This window comes from Zunongwangia sp. SCSIO 43204, from assembly GCF_019904275.1.
GTDB lineage: Bacteria > Bacteroidota > Bacteroidia > Flavobacteriales > Flavobacteriaceae > Zunongwangia > Zunongwangia mangrovi.
In genome coordinates this window covers 875,604-895,481 of the sequence record NZ_CP063204.1, presented here as the reverse complement: position 1 = coordinate 895,481, position 19,878 = coordinate 875,604, and the positions used below count along the sequence as shown (strand labels likewise).

The following is a 19,878-nucleotide window of genomic DNA, read 5'->3' as shown; positions in this document are numbered from 1 at the left end:
TTATGGGAAAACTTTTTTTGGTTCCCACTCCAATAGGTAATCTTGAAGATATCACTTTTAGAGCCATAAAGGTTCTAAAGGAAGCCGATTTGATTCTTGCTGAAGATACACGTAACAGCGGTAAACTTCTGAAGCATTTTGATATTACAACCCAAATGATTAGCCATCACATGCATAACGAGCATAAAACGGTAGATCAGTTAGTGGGAAGAATGCAGGCTGGCGAAACTTTTGCTCTAATAAGCGATGCGGGGACACCGGCAATTTCAGATCCTGGATTTTTATTAACACGGGCCTGCGTAGAAGCCGGAGTAGAAGTAGATTGTTTACCTGGAGCAACCGCTTTCATACCGGCTTTGGTAAATAGTGGGTTGCCTAATGATAAATTTGTTTTTGAAGGTTTCTTACCGGTTAAAAAAGGACGCCAAACACGATTAAAATTACTGGCAGAAGAAAACCGAACCATGATCTTCTACGAATCGCCACATAAACTTATAAAAACGCTTACCCATTTCACCGAATATTTTGGTGCCGATAGGCAGGTTTCGGTATCGCGAGAGATCACTAAACTTCACGAAGAAACCATAAGAGGTACTGCAGAAGAAGTTTTAAAACATTATACGCAAAAACCACCAAAAGGGGAAATTGTAATCATTGTAGCCGGAAATAAATAATGCAGGATCTGCTTAAGGAAATACGCGCTTGCGATGTTTGCCGGGAGCATTTACCCTTAGGGCCACGCCCAATTATCGAAGCTGTAAAAGATTCAAAGATCATTTTGATTAGTCAGGCGCCGGGTAGGGTTGTACATGAGTCTGGAATTGCCTGGAAAGATCAAAGTGGTAAGAAATTAAGAGAATGGCTGGATGTAGATGATGAAACCTTTTACGATCCAGCCAATTTTGCCATTTTACCAATGGGTTTTTGTTATCCCGGGAAAGCGAAAACCGGAGATTTGCCGCCAAGAAAAGAATGTGCCCCACTTTGGCATCATCAGGTTTTTGAAAAATTAGAAAATGTAAAGCTTAAGATCTTGATCGGTTCGTATGCTTCCAGCTATTATTTACCAAAATCGAAGCATAAAAATTTAACCGAAAAAGTATCGAATTTCGATGATTTTCTACCCGAATTTTTACCGCTGCCACATCCGTCACCTGTAAACCGATTTTGGCGAATAAAGAATCCCTGGTTCGAGGAAAAAATGATTCCTGAAGTTCAGCAACTGGTCAGGAAGATCTTATAAGGTGATTTCGATTAAATTCCCATTTTCATTTTCTGAACTGGTATCAAAAACAACTTCCTCATTTAGCCAGATTTTGGTGATAATCGCACCATTTTCAGTATTAAATTCAGTAGTTAAAAATTCTTCAACGCCGTCGATTACCAGTCGGGTTTCAGATCGATCGTTTTCATCGAGCTTATCACTCGCAAAAATTCGTAATATATCTTGCCCTTCTGAATCTTCAACGAAAGCAATATTATTGGAAGATATCCAATTTCCGTCATTCTGATAATAAAGTTCTACATTTTCAGTAGTGATCGCACCGGTTTCAATTAGATTTTCACCATCAGCATTTTCAGGCAGAATAAGAATTTCGTAATCATAAATGGTGCAACAAATAATGTCGTCTTCGTGATCATCTTCACAAGAAGAAAATGATAATACCGAAAACATCAGCAGGAGAAAGCTTAATTTTTTCATGATGTTGTTTTCCAGATAGATGCGAAAAGCTAGAAAAGGTTGCGCGTTTATTTTAAGATATTGACGAACTCAAATTTTTTGCCGCTAAACAGGCCTTTATCAGATAATTTTAGGTCTGGGATCACTAATAAAGCCATAAACGACAAGGTCATAAATGGTGCTTTTAAAGTACTTCCTAATTCTTTGGCCATTTTATCGATTTCCTGATATAATTTTCCGGTTTCCCAGGCATCTTTATCACTTATAATTCCCGCCACAGGCAGTGGTAAAGATTTTTTATTTTCGTTGTGTACCGTACAAATTCCTCCTTTGTTTTTGATGATGAGGTTTACGGCATTGCAAATTTCTTCGTCGCTGGTACCTACGGCGATAATATTATGAGAATCGTGCCCAACCGAGCTGGCGATCGCTCCTTTTTTGAGTCCGAAATTTTTTATAAATGCTATGGAAGGCGCTTTGTCTTCATATCGATTCACTACTGAAATCTTTAAAATATCCTGGTCGATATTCGATGAAAGTGAACCATTTTTTAAAACAGCTTTGGCTTCGATCTCGTTAGAAATTAATTCGCCATCCAAAGCTTCGATCACTCTAACCAGATCTGTCGAGGCTTCAAGTTTAAAATCTTCAGGAGACTTTTCAGAAATATTAAAATTATTGGGTGTTTCAAATTCGACTGAAGGGATATGAGATTGGCCATTTTCAGCAACAATTTCTCCGTCGATATAAGTCGCCAGAACTTTAAAATCGGTCAGATTTTCAACCAAAATAAAATCGGCTGCATCACCTTCTTTCAGCAAACCAATATTCAAATTATAATGTTTAACCGGGTTTATACATGCCGCCTGCAAAACTTTAAAAACATCCATTCCTTTGGCAACCGCACGTTCACAAAGCTGATTAATATGTCCTAAAACCAGATCGTCTGGATGCTTGTCGTCTGAACAAAACATCATATTTTGATAATGATCGGGTAAAAGAGCGATAAGCGCTTCAAAGTTTTTAGCAGCGCTGCCTTCTCTAACGATCACTTTCATCCCCAGGTCTAACTTTTCTTTCGCTTCATCGTACGTAAAACATTCGTGATCTGTACTAATACCTGCTTTTGCATATTTCTCAGCATCTTTTCCGCGAAGACCTGGTGCGTGACCATCTACTGGTTTTTTAAAATGTTGCGTCCATTTTATTTTTTCGAGTACTTCAGCATCCTCATGTAAAACTCCGGGATAATTCATCATTTCTGCCAGATAAAAAATATCTGGAGATTGCATTAGTTCTTTAATCGCTTCAGCATCGATAACCGCTCCGGCAGTTTCAAAAGTGGTCGCCGGCACACAACTTGGAGCTCCAAAATGAAATTTTAAAGGGACTTTTTTACCATTTTCTATCATAAAATTTACACCATCGATACCAAGAACATTAGCAATTTCATGCGGATCTGAAACCGTGCCCACTGTACCGTGAATACTGGCTACACGAGCAAATTCTGAAGGTACAAGCATCGAACTTTCTATATGAATATGCGCATCGATAAAGCCGGGCATAAGAAATTGCTTTTCGTTATGCTGAGATTCTTTAATTTCGACGATCTTTTTATTTTCGATGTGAATTTCCGCAGAAAAAATCCGTTGGTTCTCGATATCAACCAGTTGCCCTTTTACGATCTTCATTTGTAAATTTATTGGATGTTGAAAGTAACAAATTAAATTGGGAACTTATATTTTAGCGACTTTATAAACATAAGATCATGACACTTCAAGACTATTTAGAACAGGTAAAATCCAATCCAAAATCGGCAGATTTTAAGCAAACTATGGCTTTGATCGACGAATATTATCAATTTTCGCCAGCCTCTTTTAAGAACGGAGAAATTTATAACGAAGCCGGCACCAACAACGGAAGCTGCAAAATTTTTGCTTTAGGTTTACTAAAAGAACTAAATGAGGAGACAACTTTAGCGCTTTTCGCAGAGCATTATTTTGAAGGTGTTTTAAATGATCCTGAAGGTGATAGTCACCAGAATATCCGAAACTTTATGAAAACCGGCTGGAGCGGAATCGCTTTTGATTCTGAAGCTTTGCAGCCTGTAAAGTAATTTCTTCGTAATTTAAGTCGATAGTATTTCCTGAATTGTATTGATTTTTAGGTAATTTTTGTGTGTAAAGAAGATAAATGTAGATGAATACCCGCTGGACCATTAAACCAAATCCCGATCCCGAAATTGTACATTCTTTAATGCAATCTTTGGGCGTAGAAAAACCTATTGCGAAACTTTTAGCGCAACGTGATATATCGACTTTCGAGGAAGCCAAGAAGTTTTTTAGGCCAAATCTTAAAGATCTTCACGATCCATATTTGATGAAAGATATGGATAAGGCCGTAGCCAGAATCGAAAAAGCCTTGGCTGTTGAAGAAAATATTATGGTTTATGGCGATTATGATGTAGATGGAACCACTAGCGTGGCCTTGATGTCGTCCTACCTAAAAACCCGCTATCCAAATGTCGCAACTTATATTCCAGATCGATATAACGAGGGATACGGAGTTTCTTATCAGGGAATCGATTTTGCGGCCGATAATGATATTAGTCTGATCATTGCTTTAGACTGCGGAATTAAAGCCATCGATAAAGTAGCTTACGCCAAGGAAAAAGGAATCGATTTTGTGATTTGCGATCACCACCGCCCGGGAGCTAATATTCCTGAAGCTGTTGCCGTTCTAGATCCAAAACGGGAAGATTGCGAATATCCTTATAAAGAATTATGTGGTTGCGGTGTAGGTTTTAAATTGATTCAGGCGTTGGCTGAAAAACGAGGTGATACCATCGAAGTCTTGTTGCCTTATTTAGATTTGGTAGCGACTGCCATTGGTGCCGATATTGTCCCTATTACTGGGGAAAACCGAATTTTAGCCTATCATGGTTTGCATGTGATCAATGTAGCACCACGCCAGGGATTTAAAGCGATATTGAGTCAGCTTAAAAAAGAAACCATCACTATCACTGACGTTGTTTTTGTTATTGCTCCACGAATAAATGCCGCTGGAAGAATGAAGCATGGTTTGCATGCGGTTGAGTTACTTACGGAAGAAAATGAGGAACAAGCACAGCAATTCGCTTCTGAAATTGAACATCACAACGCCAGCCGAAAAGATGCCGATAAATCGATAACCGCTGAAGCTTTGGTGCAAATTGAAGAATTAAAAGAGCAGGAGCGGTTAAGTACTGTTGTTTATGCCGATCACTGGCATAAAGGAGTAATTGGAATTGTGGCTAGCCGGTTGACAGAAACTTATTATCGCCCGACTTTAGTTTTTACGAAGAGCGGCGATAAACTGGCAGCTTCGGCAAGATCTGTAAAAGGTTTTGATGTGTATAATGCTTTGGAAGCCTGCCAGGATCATATCGAACAATTTGGCGGGCATATGTATGCAGCAGGATTAACGATTAAAGAAGAAGAATATGAAAATTTTAAAAGGAAGTTCGAAGAAGTTGTTACTGAAACCATCGACAGGAAATTACTAACTCCGGAAATTAGTATTGATGCTGAACTGGAATTAGATGAAATTACGCCTAAATTTTGGCGAATCCTGAAGCAATTTGCTCCTTTTGGCCCGGGAAATATGTCTCCCGTTTTTATGTCTCGAAATTTAACCGATTCTGGTTTCGGGAAATGTGTGGGTAAAGAAGAAACTCATTTAAAGTGCCGAGTTACACAGCTTGAAAACAAATCTTCTTTTAATGTCATTGGCTTTAATCTTGGCGAGAAACTGGATATTATAAAAGATAAAAAAAGCTTTAGTGCCGTATATTCTATAGACGAAAACGAATGGAACGGAAATGTTTCTTTACAGCTAAGATTTAAGGATATCAAAGAGTAGTTAGATTTTAGATCGCTTCGCTGTTAGAAATTAGAAAATAGACGTTTTTTAGGTTAGATTTTGAATGTAAAAACCTGTCACTTCGAGTGATTGCGAATCTATGAGCAATTGTATCGAGAAGTGGATCTTAGTAGAATTCAGAATTATAAAAGAATAATGTCCAAGATTCGATATTTCCAAGCTTAAATTTGAGCAATTCAGATTAATAAGCTATAGCTAAAAAGTCGTCATTTCGACCCTGCCGGGCGAGATGACAGTCTTTTACTAAACAGAAGTTAAAATCATGATGATAGCTAAAGCTAATGACTAAAACCTATGTCGACCGTCAACTCTAAACTCTTCTTAATTTAGACTCATTTTAAATAATATTATTATCTTTGAAAGAAACCTGCTTAAAACCGAAGTATGGAAGATGTAGATGTTATTTACCACAACGAGACCGGAATATCTTTTAAATGGAAAAACGGAATAGCGAATACCGATGAAAACCGAGTTCAACTTGTTTTTAAAGATATGGGGTTCTATCTGCTACCGGAAGAAGTAGTAGTCTTTTCAGAAAATATTCAGATTGCTAAACATCGTAATCCTAACTGTTCTCGATGTATTAGTTCAGAGATTTGTGAACGCAATATTTTGCTTAAATCTCCTCTTCAAAAAATGGATTTTGCTGTAAATGCTTTCGAATTAAACGAGATCTGCGATCTGGTGGAGGGCACGATTTTCAAAATGAGACTTCATTATTACTTAGAATTCGAATCTAAAAATTAAACTGCTTTGCAATTAGATGTTAGATTTTAGAGCCTAGACTAGAGAATTAAGAAGCGGAAATTACTTTGGATGTAAAATGTTGAATTTTGAATTGAGAAACCTGTCACTTCGAGTGATTGTGAGTTTAGGAGCAATTGTATCGAGAAGTGAATCTTAGTCAGAATTCAGATTTTAAAAGAATAATATCCAAGATTTGATAGTTTCGACCTAAAATTTTAAAACTTTCAAGCTAAACGCTAATGCCTCATAGCCCATCGCTAATTGTTTCTTGAAAACTGCCAACTGAGACTGCTAATTCTGCTTCTGAGTCTTTAGTAATAAATAAGTCTGACTCAAAGCAGCTGCAACTCCAGGTTCACTTTCTTCAAAATCTACGATGATATTATCACTTCTTTTATAAACCTGATTTATCGTGATCTTAGTGCAGCAGGAATTATAAAATTTACCAATTACGATAATTAAATTCGCATTGGTAAAATCGAAATCTATTTTTTGTAAGTTTTCTGCTCGATCTGGATTTACCTCTGCAATAGTCGGAATAAAGTCTAACCAGTCTTCCCGATCTGTAAAAACCTTATATTGTTTAGGTATTTTTTCTCCTCTGGAATAGCTTAGCTGGCTCTCAAAAATAATTTCATAAGACAGGTTCTCAATAACTACCTCGGCATCGTCACTGGAACATCCAGAAAATAGAAAAATAAAAAATAATAACGAAGCTAATTTTAAAGCAGACATACTTATCTTTTTTTTAAAGATACCGAAATCTACTTCAGGTTGCTTTCGCGTAGGTAATATTTTTAGGCTAGCTGAATTGGAGAGATAACAAATTTTACCAACATTTATCAAACTAAAAGCCGAAAGCTAATAGCTCAAAGCCCATCGCTAATTTTTTCCTGAAAACTGCCAACTGCCAACTGCCAACTGAGATTACTTACTGCTCCTTTAAATTTTTCAAGTGTAAATCTTTTCCGTCAAATTCGGCATAAGTATAATGCGTAATCCAATCGCCGGTGTTGATGTATTTAGAATTTTCTTTCAGCTTAATTTCCATAGGTAAATGGCGGTGACCAAAAAGAAAAAAATCGTAATGTTTAGTTTCCAGTTTTCGTTTGCAGTACTGGATTAACCATTCGTTGTCTTCACCTAAAAACTTTGCATCTTCGTCGCCAGAAATCAGTTTGTTTTTAACTGAAAAATATTGCGCTAAAGGAATCCCGAGATCGGGATGAAGCCAACGGTAAAGCCATTTTGCGAAAGGATTGGTAAAAACTTTTTTCATTCGCTTATAGCCGTGATCTCCGGGACCTAATCCATCACCATGACCAATTAAAAAGTTCTTTCCGTTAAATTCGAATTCCTGCGGACGGCGATACGTGGGAATATTCAGTTCTTCTTCAAAATAATTCTCCATCCATAGATCGTGATTTCCGACGAAAAAGTAAATAGGAATTCCGCTGTCTTTAAGTTCGGCCAGTTTTCCCATCACTCTAACAAAGCCTTTTGGAACGGCATGTTTATATTCAAACCAAAAGTCGAAAAGATCGCCTAGTAAAAAGATCGCAGCGGCATCGTGTTTAATCTCATTCAGCCACTTAACAAATATCGCTTCTCTGGGGTTACTAGCCTCTTTTGTAGGAGCGCCCAGGTGATTATCACTGCTAAAATATACTTTCTTTCCTTCGGGAATGGTCATTGGTCGTTGCTTAACTTTTGCAAAGTTAACAGAAACTTGCAAAGCGCGATTAGTTTCTTTTTTCTGAATACGCCATTAATTTCTGAAGATCTTTAATCGAGCCGCCATTGGTGACCTTAAAATTATTTTCTTTTAAGATCTTACTGGCTTTTATGCTACGCAATCCGTGTGCACAATAGGTAATATAATTAAGCTCTTTATCCAGCTTTTTTAGATTTTCTGAATTGATATCGCCAAGCGGAAAGTTAATAGCATTTTTAATATGTCCCTGCCTAAATTCTTTGGGAGTACGTACATCTAGGATTTGAAACTGACTAATATTCTTTCCCTTTAGCGAATGATCTGTTTTACTATTTTTGAAATTTTTCAGCACAAAATAAGAGCCCAAAAGTACAACGAGAATAATGGTAAGAACAGTTGGATTCACTTTTAATTGATGCTTTTAGAAATGAAAATATGGTCTAAAAATCGATAATCTTAGTTATCGCTGGCGTACCATTCGGCAAAACTGGTTTCAGTTTCCTGAAGTTTTAACGAATGCAGTTTTATATGATCTGGTAAATGTTTATTTATTTTTTCAGCAAAATCGATTACCATATTTTCACTGGTAGGTTGATAATCCACTAAAATTACATGATGCCCACGATCCTGCAATTCTTTAGCAAGCTCCAGGTGTGGCGTGTTTTGGTTAAAAACGGTAGCATGATCAAACTGGTCTACAATTTCAGACTTTACGATCTTTTTTAGGTCGCCAAAATCGATCACCATACCATATTTTACATTTTCAGTATCTGTGATAGGCTCTCCAATAACGGTCACGCTAAGTTTATAACTATGGCCATGAACATTGCGACATTTACCGTCGTAGCCGTAAAGCGCGTGTCCTGTTTCAAAAGAAAATTGCTTGGTGATCCTAATCTTTGCCATACCGAAATTTTATGTGTGCCGTGTATATTTTAATTCCCTTAAAATCTAGGCCGAAATTGTATAAAATCGACTCAGGATTTTTAGGAATTATTTTGAAGCAAAGGTATTAAAAGTGTAATCAATTTTGAAGATTAAGGCTTCAGCATTTTTTTATCCCGAAATTTTTCAGTTAACTTTGAAAGTGTAAACTTTAGGGGTGCCAATTAAATTTGGCTGAGATAACACCCTTTGAACCTGATCCAGATTAGCATCTGCGAAGGAAAAAGTACAAAACTTTGAATCGATTTTGGCCAATATTAGGCTAAATTCTATAATGTTATTCTGAATTAGAGACTTGTTTTCAGAATAAAAAATTAGAATTCGATTCCTTGTTCGTGGAAGGCCACGAGATTTATTCACTTTTCTTCAGGGACAATTCCCCTTGGTTTACAGCTATTAAAAATCTAAGGATATGATAACTGTAAACGTAAACAACCAAATTCATTCTTTTAAAGAACCTGTAAAGCTTCATGAACTTTTGGAGCAGCTAAAAATCAAGCCTTCAGGGATTGCCATTGCGATTAACAACGAGATTATTTCTAAACCTAAGTGGGAACATACACTGTTAGAAGAAGGAAATAATGTGCTGGTTATTCGTGCTACGCAGGGCGGTTGATACGTATTTCAGAAAAAATAAAAAAATCAACCTAAACCAGTAAAGCATGAAACCTAACCAGTTACCACGCGAGCAGGCGATTAGTAGAGCGCCTTTTCCAAATTCAGAAAAGATCTACGTAAAAGGGCAAATGCACCAAAATGTAAACGTGCCTATGCGAAAGATCAAACTCGATGACACCATCGATAAATTTAACGGTACACGTACACCAAACGAAGCTGTTTTGGTGTATGATACCAGTGGCCCCTATACAGATCCTAAAGTAGAAATTGATGTTAGGCAAGGCTTAAAACCCATTCGCCAGCAATGGATCTCAGCCAGGGAAGATGTGCAACAGTTAAGCGGACTTTCTTCTGAATACGGTCGTGAGCGAGAAGAAAATGAAAAGCTTGATGAACTACGTTTTAAGCGCATCAGGAAACCTTTAAAAGCAAAACCCGGGCAAAATGTAACGCAGATGCATTACGCGCGGCAAGGCATTATAACTCCTGAAATGGAATTTATTGCCATTCGTGAAAATCAAAAACTTCAGGAAATTACGTCAATTACCAAGCAGCATCCCGGTGAAAGTTTTGGGGCGAGTATTCCTAAGGTAATTACACCGGAGTTTGTGCGTGATGAGGTTGCCAGAGGGCGCGCCATTATTCCAAGTAATATCAACCATCCTGAAAGTGAACCCATGATCGTTGGTCGAAACTTTCTGGTAAAGATCAATGCTAATATTGGGAATTCCGCAGTGAGTTCTTCGATCGAAGAAGAAGTTGAAAAAGCCGTTTGGGCCTGCCGCTGGGGAGCCGATACGATAATGGATCTTTCTACCGGAAAAAATATCCACGAAACCCGAGAATGGATTCTTAGAAATTCACCAGTACCTATCGGAACTGTACCGATCTATCAGGCTTTGGAAAAAGTAAACGGAAAAGCCGAAAACCTAACCTGGGAAATTTTTAGAGACACCTTAATCGAACAAGCTGAACAGGGCGTAGATTATTTTACCATCCATGCCGGTGTTCGTTTAAAATACATTCCACATACTGCAAAACGAGTAACGGGAATCGTTTCTCGGGGTGGTTCGATTATGGCAAAATGGTGTTTGGCGCATCACCAGGAAAGCTTTTTATATACCCATTTCGAAGAGATCTGTGAAATTATGAAGGCTTACGATGTGGCGTTTTCACTGGGTGATGGTTTAAGACCGGGAAGTATTGCCGATGCGAATGATTATGCGCAGTTTGCCGAATTAGAAACGCTGGGCGAATTAACCAAAATCGCCTGGAAGCACGATGTGCAGTGTTTTATTGAAGGTCCCGGGCACATCCCGATGCATATGATTAAAGAAAATATGGACAAGCAACTGGAAGAATGTGGCGAAGCTCCTTTTTACACACTTGGCCCGTTAACTACAGATATTGCGCCGGGTTACGATCATATTACCAGTGGAATTGGTGCAGCAATGATTGGTTGGTACGGTTGTGCCATGTTATGTTATGTAACTCCTAAAGAACATCTTGGTTTACCCAATAAAGAAGATGTAAAAGAGGGTGTGATTACGTACAAGATCGCTGCTCATGCGGCAGATTTGGCGAAAGGTCTCCCGGGAGCGCAACATCGTGACGATGCAATGAGTAAAGCACGATTTGAGTTTCGATGGGAAGATCAATTTAATCTGGCTTTAGATCCAGATACGGCACGTGCTTACCACGATGAAACTTTACCGTCAGAAAATGCGAAAGTGGCTCATTTTTGCTCGATGTGCGGTCCTAATTTCTGTTCAATGAAGATCACACAAGATGTACGGAATTACGCGAAGGAAAACGGACTTGATAGTGAGGAAGCCATCATAAAAGGAATGGAAGAAAAATCTGAAGAGTTTAAGAAGAAAGGAAGCGAAGTTTACTTATAATTTTCAAACAATGTTAGTATTAATTTCTGCGGAAAGGTTTATCGAAAATGAAGAAACTCAGCTGAAGTCAATTTTAGACAATGGTTTAGACGTGCTTCATATTCGTAAACCTAAAGCTTCTTTTAAAGACTTAAAGCACTGGTTGCAAAGTTTCGAGCCGGTTTATCGATCTAAAATGGTGTTGCACCAACACCATGAACTGGCAAAAGAATTTAATTTGAAAGGAATCCATCTTACTGAAAATTTCAGGCTGATGCTGGGAGATACTGTTGAAGATTATGTGACATCTTTTAAGCAGGAAAACTCCACGATAAGCACTTCGTATCATCAAAAAGAATTGATCTCGAAATCATCGATTTTCGACTACTGTTTTTTGAGTCCGGTTTTTAGCTCGATCTCAAAAACAGATTATGCGGGCAAGTTATTCCAGGTGCAAGATGTTCAGCAAAAAGTAATAGCGCTAGGCGGAATCAATTCAGCAAAAATTCCGCTAATCCGAAAAATGGGGTTTAGTGGTGGTGCTGTGCTTGGCGCCGTTTGGATGGACGAAGATCCCGGGCAAAGTTTCAATAAAATTCAGCAGCAATATGAGTCAGTTTTTAGATAACAAAGAATCTGTTTTTCAGAAAAAGATTTCCTGCCTTCAGTATATCTCGCAGGGCAAAGATAGATTTCAGCATTTAGAAAATATTGAAAAAGTATTAAGATCTGGCGGAAACTGGATACAGTTGCGAATGAAGGAAATGCCGCAAAATGAAGTGCTTAAAACAGCGATTTTGGCCAGAGAATTATGCTCAAAATTCAGCGCGAAATTGATCATAAACGATCACGTAAAAGTAGCAAAAACCTGTAATGCAGATGGTGTTCATTTAGGGCAGGAAGATACCAGTGTTTTAGAAGCTCGTGAGATTTTGGGCGCTCAAAAACTAATTGGCGGAACAGCAAATACACTTCAGCATTGTTTGGCTCATCTTGAAAATGGAGTTGATTATATTGGTTTGGGACCGTTGAGATTTACTTCAACCAAAAAGAAACTGAGTCCGATTTTAGGATTTTCAGGTTACATGGATTTGATGGCAGCATATTCAAAACAGGAAAATACGGTTCCGGTAATTGCTATCGGTGGGATTCAACTCAGTGACATAGAAGAATTACGTCAAATCGGGCTAAGCGGAATTGCGGTTTCAGGGATGCTAACGCATTCGGAACATCCTGAAAATGAAATTCAGCAGATTTTAGATGGATTTGCTGTTAGAGGTTAGACAAGAGAATATAGAAAATAGATATGAGATCTTAGACAAGAGAAAATAGAAGAGAGACACGAGAATCAAGAGTCAGGACTAATTTATTTTGAATGGACGATAAATCGGCCTATCGAAAATTGCTCGTAAAACCTGCCTGCGGCTGGCAGGTTGGAAATGAAAGAAGCGTAAAATTTTAGGCTGCCTGCCAGCCGGCAGGCTGGTCTGAGCGTAGCGAGTTCCTAAAATTTAGCTTCCGAAGCAACAATTTAGAGCAAGTTTCGTAAGCCTAGACTTTCCTGCCCGTCCGGCAGGCGAGTTTGTTTCTTTTTTCGGCAATGGAAAAAAGAAAAGGATAGATGGAAAGTTAAATAAATCGCTGAAAGCCAAAAGCCGACAGCTAAAAATCTAACAATGGAAAAACTAAAAATAGCAGATAAAACCTTCGATTCTCGATTATTTACGGGAACGGGAAAATTCAGTAATTCAGAACTAATGCGAGAAGCAGTTTTAGCTTCAGGAAGTGAATTGGTAACCGTAGCTTTAAAACGAGTAGAAGCTGGTAATGAAGAAGACCATATGATTTCCAGTCTCGCACATGAGAAACTGAGTTTATTGCCAAATACATCTGGCGTTCGGGACGCAAAAGAAGCCGTTTTTGCAGCACAAATGGCTAGGGAAGCCCTGGGGACAAATTGGGTAAAAGTCGAAATTCACCCCGATCCTAAATATTTATTGCCAGATGCGGTAGAAACTTTAAAAGCCTCCGAAGAATTGGTGAAATTGGGTTTTGTGGTGATGCCTTATATTCATGCAGATCCTGTTTTGTGCAAACGCCTGGAAGATGTAGGTGTGCAATGTGTGATGCCGTTGGGCGCACCTATTGGAACCAATAAAGGTTTAAAAACTTTAGATTTCTTAGAGATTATAATTGAGCAATCCAATGTTCCGGTAATTGTTGACGCCGGGATTGGAGCGCCATCTCATGCGTCCTGGGCGATGGAAATTGGGGCAGATGCAGTCTTAGTAAATACTGCGATCGCTGTCTCTAGAAACCCTGTGCAAATGGCAAAAGCATTTAAAATGGCTGTAGAATCTGGGCGAATGGCTTACGAAGCAAAACTTGGCAAAACCGCTAAGATTGCAGAAGCCAGCAGTCCACTAACACAATTTTTGTATGAGTAGTTTTAAAACAGTTTTAGCAAAGTACGATTGGGATGAGGTATTGAAAAGTATTCAGGATAAAAATATCCTTGATGTAGAACATGCGTTAGCAACCGCAAAACCCGATCTTGAAGATTTTAAAGCGTTAATTTCCCTTGCGGCCAAACCATATTTAGAGCAGATGGCTGCTAAAAGCAGGGCGATCACTAAAAAGCGTTTTGGCAATACAATGCAGATGTATGCGCCAATGTATCTAAGTAACGAATGCCAGAATATTTGTACGTACTGCGGATTCAGTTTAACGAATAAGATTCCGCGACGTACCTTAACTGATGCTGAAATTTTAAGAGAAGCCCAGTTCCTAAAGAATAAAGGCTATCAGCATATTTTGCTGGTTACCGGTGAAGCCAATAGAACGGTGGGGATTGATTATCTAAGCAATGCCGTTAGGCTTTTAAAACCATATTTTGCCAATATTTCTATTGAGGTACAACCGCTAGATCAGGATGAGTATGAGCGATTAGTTGAAGATGGGTTGTATGCCACTTTGATTTATCAGGAAACTTATCACCGGGCCACCTATAAAATTCATCATCCAAAAGGTAAAAAATCGAATTTCGATTATCGTTTAGAGACCCCAGATCGATTGGGTAGAGCCGGTATTCATAAAATAGGAATTGGCGCCTTGTTTGGTTTAGAAGACTGGCGAGCCGATAGTTTTTTTACGGCTTTACATCTTAAGTATTTGCAGAAAACCTATTGGAAAACTAAATACTCGATCTCTTTCCCAAGATTACGACCTTTTAGCGGTGGTTTAGAACCTAAAGTTGAAATGACCGATCCCGATTTGTTGCAATTGATCTGTGCTTACCGAATTTTAGATGAAGACGTAGAATTGTCCATTTCTACCCGGGAGCAAGAAAAATTTCGGGATCATATAGCACATCTGGGAATCACTTCGATGAGTGCCGAATCAAAAACCAATCCCGGTGGTTATGTAGTAGAACCGCAATCATTGGAGCAATTTGAAATTTCAGACGAGCGCAGTACCGAAGTGATTGCAGAAATGCTATTAAAAAACGGAATAGAACCTGTATGGAAAGATTGGGAGAAGTTTTAGAGGTTAAGTAGTGAGTAGTTAGATTTCAGATTTGAGAAAATTTAGCCTATATAAAGTTGCTCAATTTTCCCTCTTTAATTTAGAATAATTATAGCCGTAAACGTTAAATTTTGATGATTTGCGATACTCTATAGTTGTATTCATTATTTTAGTGGTTCAGAAGTGTTATTCAAGTCTTTTTCAGAAGTATTAAATAGAATCAATATGGAAAACTCTAAAGTTAGTTCAGGTTTCAAACAAGGTCTTGTACTAGGGTTTTTAATATTTTTTATTCTTTTATTAATTATCAACCTGATATTTAAGAATGTGCTTGGGGATAACCTCAATCAGACTTTAATTATGGGGATAAGCTTTTTTGGAATTTGCTGCATCTTTCAAAGACTTAGATGATTAGATTTCTGCTTCAGGTTTTTGGGATTACAACTTTAGCATATCATCGCATTCGCATATTATCAAATTTTCAAATTAAAATATTTTCAATCTTCGTATTCAAAAAAGAATTAATTTTGCGCGGTTTTTATAAAATTTAGATTGAAAGAAGAACTTTTTGAGCAGCTTGATTTTAGTGTAAATAAGCAGTATGAGCAAATCATCGACGATTTGCTGGAAAAGCAATACAGCGTTGTAGACGATTTTTTTCAGACTGAAGAAATCGATCGATTAAGAACCTCTTTGCTGGCCAAATACGAAGAAGATCAATTTAAAAAATCGGCTATCGGGAATCGCACGAACGAACTTATCGAAAAAGCGATTCGTGGTGATTTTATTTTATGGATGAACGAAGCTGAAGCTGGTGATACCGAAAAAATTTTCTTCAATAAAATCAATAATCTTATCGATTACCTAAATAAGACTTGTTTTATGGGGATTCTGCACAAAGAATTTCATTATGCGGTGTATCCAAAAGGCACATTTTACAAGCGACATCTAGATACCTTTCAAAACGATTCTCGTCGAAAACTATCCATCGTAAGTTATCTAAACGACGAAAACTGGTTAAAAACCAACGGAGGAGAACTGGTAATTTATAAAGAAGACGGTAGCGAAGAAGTGATCTATCCTTTGCCGGGAAGAGTAGTGATTTTCGAAAGTCAGATTCTGGAACACGAGGTAAAAGAAGTCAAAAATTCTGAACGCTTTAGCATTACCGGTTGGTTAAAAACCAGGTAAATTTTATATAATTTCAGGTATTTGGGCGTTGCCTTCGGCCGGGCTTTACATTGCAATCTTTTTCTCGTTCCTCGTAAAAGGATTTTCATTGCAATCCCTAACGCAAGACTGATCTCGAGTAGAAATTACTTTTTAAACTTTTTGTAAAAAACTAAAATGATTAAAATAATGGCTAAAATCATCCAAAATCCGTAGCCACTAAGAAAACTTAAGATTTCAAAAGTTTCCTCGTTTTCAGGTAAGGTACTTTGCATTACTTTCTTTGTTTTTTACGTCGATAATGGTCAAATATCACCAAGGCAACAACCACTATGAAGATAAGTAGATACCAAAAGTTTTCACTTAAAAAATCTGAAAGCTCAAAACCGTATTGTTGCGTTTCTGTTGCAGGTTGGTCTTTAGGAAGTTCAGGTTGTTGAAAAAACATCGTCCTTTTATCTAAAATTAGAAAATATAAGAGTGCTTATAGCCAATAAAATGGTAAATTTCAGATAAGCTTCGGCTTCAAGAGATCTTGTTTTTAGTTCTTTAAATGGAAGCATTTGGGAATTTAGCCAGGTAAGAAACCAAGACCAATATCTTCTAAGACCAATCTCGAAATTTCTCTTCGTTCTTCGCTAGCATCTTTTTGAAAAATTACATCTTCAAGCAAGATATTCATTTTGTAGTATGTTTCGAATTCTGTTTCTTCAACATCATATACAAAAAGTGTTATATTGCCCGAAATAGCTTGCCATTGGCTAATCAGCTCAGGAATTTCTTCAATCACATCATTGCAAAAATTATTTGCATTTGATCTTTCATGAATATTAATATTACAAATTAGATCACTATCTGGTAAAGAAAAAGTTGTTCCAGCATTAGTTATATTTAATTCCTCTCTACCTGTCCCGGCGATGCTTAAGGTTATATTGGGATTTAATGAGTCTAGTTCCTGGATTATTGAAAAGTCACCGCAACCACTAACTTTACCCACAAAATCTAATTCAAAAGGGAGTGTCACATCCTCCTCATCTTCCTTGTCACAACCAGAGAATAGCAATATCGATAATAAAATAAGTAATAACTTTTTCATTTGCTTAGGTAGTTTATGAAGACATAAAGAATTTTAGTTTCTTCGACTTTCTAGAAAATACTTAAAAACGAAGTAGAGTGCTAGCAATATTAAGGTGTAAGGAGTGATTTTACCTAAAAATGCTCCTATTTCGTAACCAAGTTCATAACCTAATTTTACTGTAGGATCTCTACTAACAAACTTCATGATTTAGCTTTTTTTCTTAATTCACGATAGACTTTAAAAGCTATAAAACCAATAACAAGGATAGGAATAATTAGAAGCAGAATATCATTAAATTGAACTCCTATGTCCATTTCATTTCGTTAGCGTGCGTCACGATGTAGTTTTTTCTTCTTGAACATTCGGTAAACTAAAAAAGCTACAAGAACAAAAAATGCAAATGGAATCATCATAGCAGTGATTTCTCCTGTAAATGCTCCTAGCATTTCTGCTTTATCACCCAAAGTGTCTAATGGTAAAACTTTCATATGTTATTTTTTAAATTTAGAGAGCGCATTTCGGGTGAAGTCAGATAATACCAGTTCTCCACTAATGGCAGCATTTTCCATTAAAATGGTCGTCCAGTTCTCTGTGCCTTTCCAGAGCACGCGTTTCATTTCGAGTAGGGCTTGAGGGTTGTAAGATGCTAATTTTTCAGTAAAAATGGTAATTTCTTTGTCTAAATCTTCAATATTTTCGAAAACACGAGCGTAAAGTCCTTTATCTTTAGCCCAATAAGCTGTTTTCCACTCGTGTGCAGCTAAAGTAAGCTCTCCAAGTCCTGCAACGCCTATTTTTCGTTCGATCGCAGGTGCAATAACAAAAGGACCAATCCCTATACTCAATTCTGAAAGTTTTATAGAAGCAGCTTCAGTAGCCATTGCATAATCACAGGCCGCAATTAATCCAACGCCTCCGCCTACTGTTTTCCCCTGAATGCGACCAACAATTAATTTTTTACAGTTTCGCATGGCATTTAAAACATTTGCGAAGCCCGAAAAAAATACTTTTCCCTGTTGCATTGTTTCAACAGCCATAAGCTCGTCAAAAGAAGCGCCGGCGCAAAAGGCTTTTTCACCTTCAGATTTTAGAATGATCACTTTTACATCACTATTATCTGAATATTCACAGATAGCTTTTTCTAAGCGTTCTAGAAGAACACCTGGGAAGCTATTGCTGGCAGGATGGCCAAATTCGATAATCCCGATTCCATTTTCTATTTTATTGTATAAGCTACCGTTCTCGCGTGTGGTCGTCATAATTCAAGTTTTATCAAAAGTAAAAATTCTAATAAGGATTTGCGAATTCATCTTTCACAAAAGAATGTTAGTAATTGTGTTGCAGATTTTCTAATTCGTATATTCCGCCGTATTCAAATTATATGGGAACAGAAAAAAGTTTAGACCTAAGAAAAGATATCGAAGATATAAATGAGATTCCAGGAATCCACGAATTACTAAATGTAATTAGTAGCTCCTCGAATATGCGATTTGTTGCCGTAGCGAGAGTTACCAAAGAGCGATGGATCACAGGAGTTTCTAAAGATGATATCGATTTTGGCTTGCGACCTGGCGACGAGCTGGATGTTGGATCTACCATTTGTAATGAAATTAGGCAGCATCATATTCCTGTAATCATTGAAGATGTAGATAGTAACGCGATTTTTTGTAATCACCATACACCCCAACAATATGGCTTTAAAAGTTATATCTCATATCCTATTTTTTTAAAAGACGGTTCCTTTTTTGGAACATTATGCGCTATCGATCCAAAACCGGCAAAGATCAATAACGACAGGATAAAAAACATGTTTAAGCTGTATACAGATCTAATTTCTTTTCATTTAGAAGCTATACATAAACTTAATCATGCTAATAGAAAGATTAAGAAACAGCAGGAAATAGCAGAGTTGCGGGAAACATTTGTCGCAGTTTTAGGACACGATCTTAGAAATCCTATAGGTACTACAAGAATGTGTGCAGATATGCTGTTAAGCGCAAAAATACCTGATGCTGCAAAAAAGCAGGCAGAAATCATTAAATCTACTTCTTATAGGATGCAAAGTCTTATAGATAATCTCTTAGATTTTGCTAAAGGTAATCTAGGCGATGGTATTAGTTTGCATCTAAAAAGTGATAATATTGAGCTAGAAAAGGAATTGCATGAGGTTATTGAAGAAAGTAAAATATTAAACGATAGCAGGTTAATCGAAACCAATATAAACCTGAGTCATGATGTTGACTGTGATATTAATAGAATTGCACAATTGCTTTCTAATTTATTGACGAATGCTTTAAAACATAGCGAGTCTAAAGAACCTGTAGAAGTAGAAATCTCAAGTGAAAATTCAGAGTTTTCTCTTGCGGTAATCAATTATGGGGAAACAATTTTAGAAAAGCATCAGGAAAACCTATTTAAACCATATTTTAAAAGTAAGGCTAAAAGTAACGAAAATGGGTTGGGCCTTGGGCTTTACATTGCTTCAGAAATAGCCAAAGCTCATCATGGCGATCTTCATGTAGAATCAAATGAAGGGAAAACCTGTTTTAGTTTTCATATGCCGTTAAAATCAAATATAGAATCGGCTGAAGCTTTATAG

General features: G+C 37.4%; 25 protein-coding genes and 1 riboswitch. Of the genes, 13 read left to right on the top strand and 12 right to left on the bottom strand.

The genetic code is table 11. The annotated features are described in order from the left end of the window. Positions 1-2: 2 nt before the first annotated feature. Positions 3-674 carry a 16S rRNA (cytidine(1402)-2'-O)-methyltransferase gene (gene rsmI / locus INR75_RS04005; protein WP_223090867.1) on the top strand — a complete coding sequence of 224 codons (672 nt, stop codon included), beginning with the start codon at positions 3-5 and terminating at the stop codon, positions 672-674. Further along, complete coding sequence (locus INR75_RS04000) at positions 674-1,243, top strand: uracil-DNA glycosylase family protein (protein ID WP_223090866.1); 570 nt, start codon at positions 674-676, stop codon at positions 1,241-1,243. The genes rsmI and INR75_RS04000 overlap by 1 nt, the downstream gene beginning before the upstream one ends. Here the strand turns inward: INR75_RS04000 and INR75_RS03995 are convergent. Together INR75_RS03995 and ade are read right to left on the bottom strand one after the other, a co-directional pair. Further along, complete coding sequence (locus INR75_RS03995) at positions 1,238-1,702, bottom strand: hypothetical protein (protein WP_223090865.1); 465 nt, start codon at positions 1,700-1,702, stop codon at positions 1,238-1,240. The two genes, INR75_RS04000 and INR75_RS03995, sit on opposite strands and share 6 nt — an antisense overlap. A 47-nt stretch (positions 1,703-1,749) precedes the next feature. Beyond that, positions 1,750-3,372 carry an adenine deaminase gene (ade, locus tag INR75_RS03990; RefSeq protein WP_223090864.1) on the bottom strand — a complete coding sequence of 541 codons (1,623 nt, stop codon included), beginning with the start codon at positions 3,370-3,372 and terminating at the stop codon, positions 1,750-1,752. Positions 3,373-3,449: 77 nt separating this feature from the next. On the opposite strand from ade, the gene INR75_RS03985 reads away from it, so the two are divergent. The 3 genes from INR75_RS03985 to INR75_RS03975 all read left to right on the top strand — a co-directional run bounded on the left by INR75_RS03985 (position 3,450) and on the right by INR75_RS03975 (position 6,349). Next, positions 3,450-3,797 carry a HopJ type III effector protein gene (locus INR75_RS03985; protein WP_223090863.1) on the top strand — a complete coding sequence of 116 codons (348 nt, stop codon included), beginning with the start codon at positions 3,450-3,452 and terminating at the stop codon, positions 3,795-3,797. 83 nt (positions 3,798-3,880) lie between these two features. Next, positions 3,881-5,581 carry a single-stranded-DNA-specific exonuclease RecJ gene (gene recJ, locus INR75_RS03980; RefSeq protein ID WP_223090862.1) on the top strand — a complete coding sequence of 567 codons (1,701 nt, stop codon included), beginning with the start codon at positions 3,881-3,883 and terminating at the stop codon, positions 5,579-5,581. A gap of 405 nt (positions 5,582-5,986) precedes the next feature. Continuing rightward, a complete protein-coding gene (locus INR75_RS03975) occupies positions 5,987-6,349 on the top strand; it encodes a hypothetical protein (protein ID WP_223090861.1) in 363 nt (120 codons plus the stop codon). A gap of 291 nt (positions 6,350-6,640) precedes the next feature. Here the strand turns inward: INR75_RS03975 and INR75_RS03970 are convergent, their stop codons facing one another. From INR75_RS03970 to INR75_RS03955, 4 genes are all read right to left on the bottom strand, one after another. Then, positions 6,641-7,084 carry a hypothetical protein gene (locus INR75_RS03970; protein WP_223090860.1) on the bottom strand — a complete coding sequence of 148 codons (444 nt, stop codon included), beginning with the start codon at positions 7,082-7,084 and terminating at the stop codon, positions 6,641-6,643. A gap of 196 nt (positions 7,085-7,280) precedes the next feature. Further along, a complete protein-coding gene (locus tag INR75_RS03965; RefSeq protein ID WP_223091844.1) occupies positions 7,281-8,042 on the bottom strand; it encodes a UDP-2,3-diacylglucosamine diphosphatase in 762 nt (253 codons plus the stop codon). A 49-nt stretch (positions 8,043-8,091) separates the two neighbouring features. Continuing rightward, positions 8,092-8,469: a rhodanese-like domain-containing protein gene (locus INR75_RS03960; RefSeq protein ID WP_255584635.1), complete on the bottom strand. Its 378-nt coding sequence runs from the start codon at positions 8,467-8,469 to the stop codon at positions 8,092-8,094. Positions 8,470-8,519: 50 nt separating this feature from the next. Then, positions 8,520-8,969, bottom strand: coding sequence for a 6-carboxytetrahydropterin synthase (locus tag INR75_RS03955; protein WP_084842245.1), 450 nt, complete (start codon positions 8,967-8,969; stop codon positions 8,520-8,522). Between the two features lie 182 nt (positions 8,970-9,151). After that, positions 9,152-9,248, top strand: a riboswitch (TPP riboswitch). 172 nt (positions 9,249-9,420) lie between these two features. Here INR75_RS03955 and thiS point away from each other — a divergent pair. From thiS to INR75_RS03920, 7 genes are all read left to right on the top strand, one after another. Then, positions 9,421-9,624 carry a sulfur carrier protein ThiS gene (gene thiS / locus INR75_RS03950; protein WP_092539720.1) on the top strand — a complete coding sequence of 68 codons (204 nt, stop codon included), beginning with the start codon at positions 9,421-9,423 and terminating at the stop codon, positions 9,622-9,624. A 46-nt stretch (positions 9,625-9,670) separates the two neighbouring features. After that, a complete protein-coding gene (thiC, locus tag INR75_RS03945; RefSeq protein ID WP_223090859.1) occupies positions 9,671-11,527 on the top strand; it encodes a phosphomethylpyrimidine synthase ThiC in 1,857 nt (618 codons plus the stop codon). A 10-nt stretch (positions 11,528-11,537) separates the two neighbouring features. Next, a complete protein-coding gene (locus INR75_RS03940; protein ID WP_223090858.1) occupies positions 11,538-12,134 on the top strand; it encodes a thiamine phosphate synthase in 597 nt (198 codons plus the stop codon). Next, on the top strand, positions 12,115-12,789 hold the full coding sequence (locus INR75_RS03935; RefSeq protein WP_223090857.1) for a thiamine phosphate synthase: 675 nt from the start codon (positions 12,115-12,117) through the stop codon (positions 12,787-12,789). The genes INR75_RS03940 and INR75_RS03935 overlap by 20 nt, the downstream gene beginning before the upstream one ends. A gap of 393 nt (positions 12,790-13,182) precedes the next feature. Further along, positions 13,183-13,953: a thiazole synthase gene (locus tag INR75_RS03930; protein WP_223090856.1), complete on the top strand. Its 771-nt coding sequence runs from the start codon at positions 13,183-13,185 to the stop codon at positions 13,951-13,953. Next, positions 13,946-15,052: a 2-iminoacetate synthase ThiH gene (gene thiH, locus INR75_RS03925; RefSeq protein ID WP_223090855.1), complete on the top strand. Its 1,107-nt coding sequence runs from the start codon at positions 13,946-13,948 to the stop codon at positions 15,050-15,052. Before INR75_RS03930 ends, thiH begins: the two co-directional genes overlap by 8 nt. 531 nt (positions 15,053-15,583) lie before the next feature. Beyond that, a complete protein-coding gene (locus INR75_RS03920) occupies positions 15,584-16,222 on the top strand; it encodes a 2OG-Fe(II) oxygenase (protein WP_223090854.1) in 639 nt (212 codons plus the stop codon). A gap of 125 nt (positions 16,223-16,347) precedes the next feature. Here the strand turns inward: INR75_RS03920 and INR75_RS20385 are convergent, their stop codons facing one another. The 6 genes from INR75_RS20385 to INR75_RS03895 all read right to left on the bottom strand — a co-directional run bounded on the left by INR75_RS20385 (position 16,348) and on the right by INR75_RS03895 (position 18,538). After that, positions 16,348-16,476, bottom strand: coding sequence for a hypothetical protein (locus tag INR75_RS20385; RefSeq protein WP_255584634.1), 129 nt, complete (start codon positions 16,474-16,476; stop codon positions 16,348-16,350). Then, positions 16,476-16,649, bottom strand: a complete 174-nt coding sequence (locus INR75_RS03915; protein WP_223090853.1) for a hypothetical protein — start codon at positions 16,647-16,649, stop codon at positions 16,476-16,478. Before INR75_RS03915 ends, INR75_RS20385 begins: the two co-directional genes overlap by 1 nt. A gap of 123 nt (positions 16,650-16,772) precedes the next feature. Further along, the gene (locus INR75_RS03910; protein WP_223090852.1) at positions 16,773-17,297 is read right to left on the bottom strand and encodes a hypothetical protein; all 525 of its coding nucleotides are present in this window, start codon (positions 17,295-17,297) and stop codon (positions 16,773-16,775) included. A gap of 33 nt (positions 17,298-17,330) precedes the next feature. Beyond that, positions 17,331-17,483 carry a hypothetical protein gene (locus INR75_RS03905; protein ID WP_223090851.1) on the bottom strand — a complete coding sequence of 51 codons (153 nt, stop codon included), beginning with the start codon at positions 17,481-17,483 and terminating at the stop codon, positions 17,331-17,333. 119 nt (positions 17,484-17,602) lie between these two features. Beyond that, positions 17,603-17,767, bottom strand: a complete 165-nt coding sequence (locus tag INR75_RS03900; RefSeq protein ID WP_223090850.1) for a hypothetical protein — start codon at positions 17,765-17,767, stop codon at positions 17,603-17,605. Between the two features lie 3 nt (positions 17,768-17,770). Then, positions 17,771-18,538: an enoyl-CoA hydratase/isomerase family protein gene (locus tag INR75_RS03895; protein WP_223090849.1), complete on the bottom strand. Its 768-nt coding sequence runs from the start codon at positions 18,536-18,538 to the stop codon at positions 17,771-17,773. Positions 18,539-18,660: 122 nt separating this feature from the next. Between INR75_RS03895 and INR75_RS03890 the strand changes: the two genes are divergently transcribed. After that, positions 18,661-19,878: an ATP-binding protein gene (locus INR75_RS03890; protein WP_223090848.1), complete on the top strand. Its 1,218-nt coding sequence runs from the start codon at positions 18,661-18,663 to the stop codon at positions 19,876-19,878.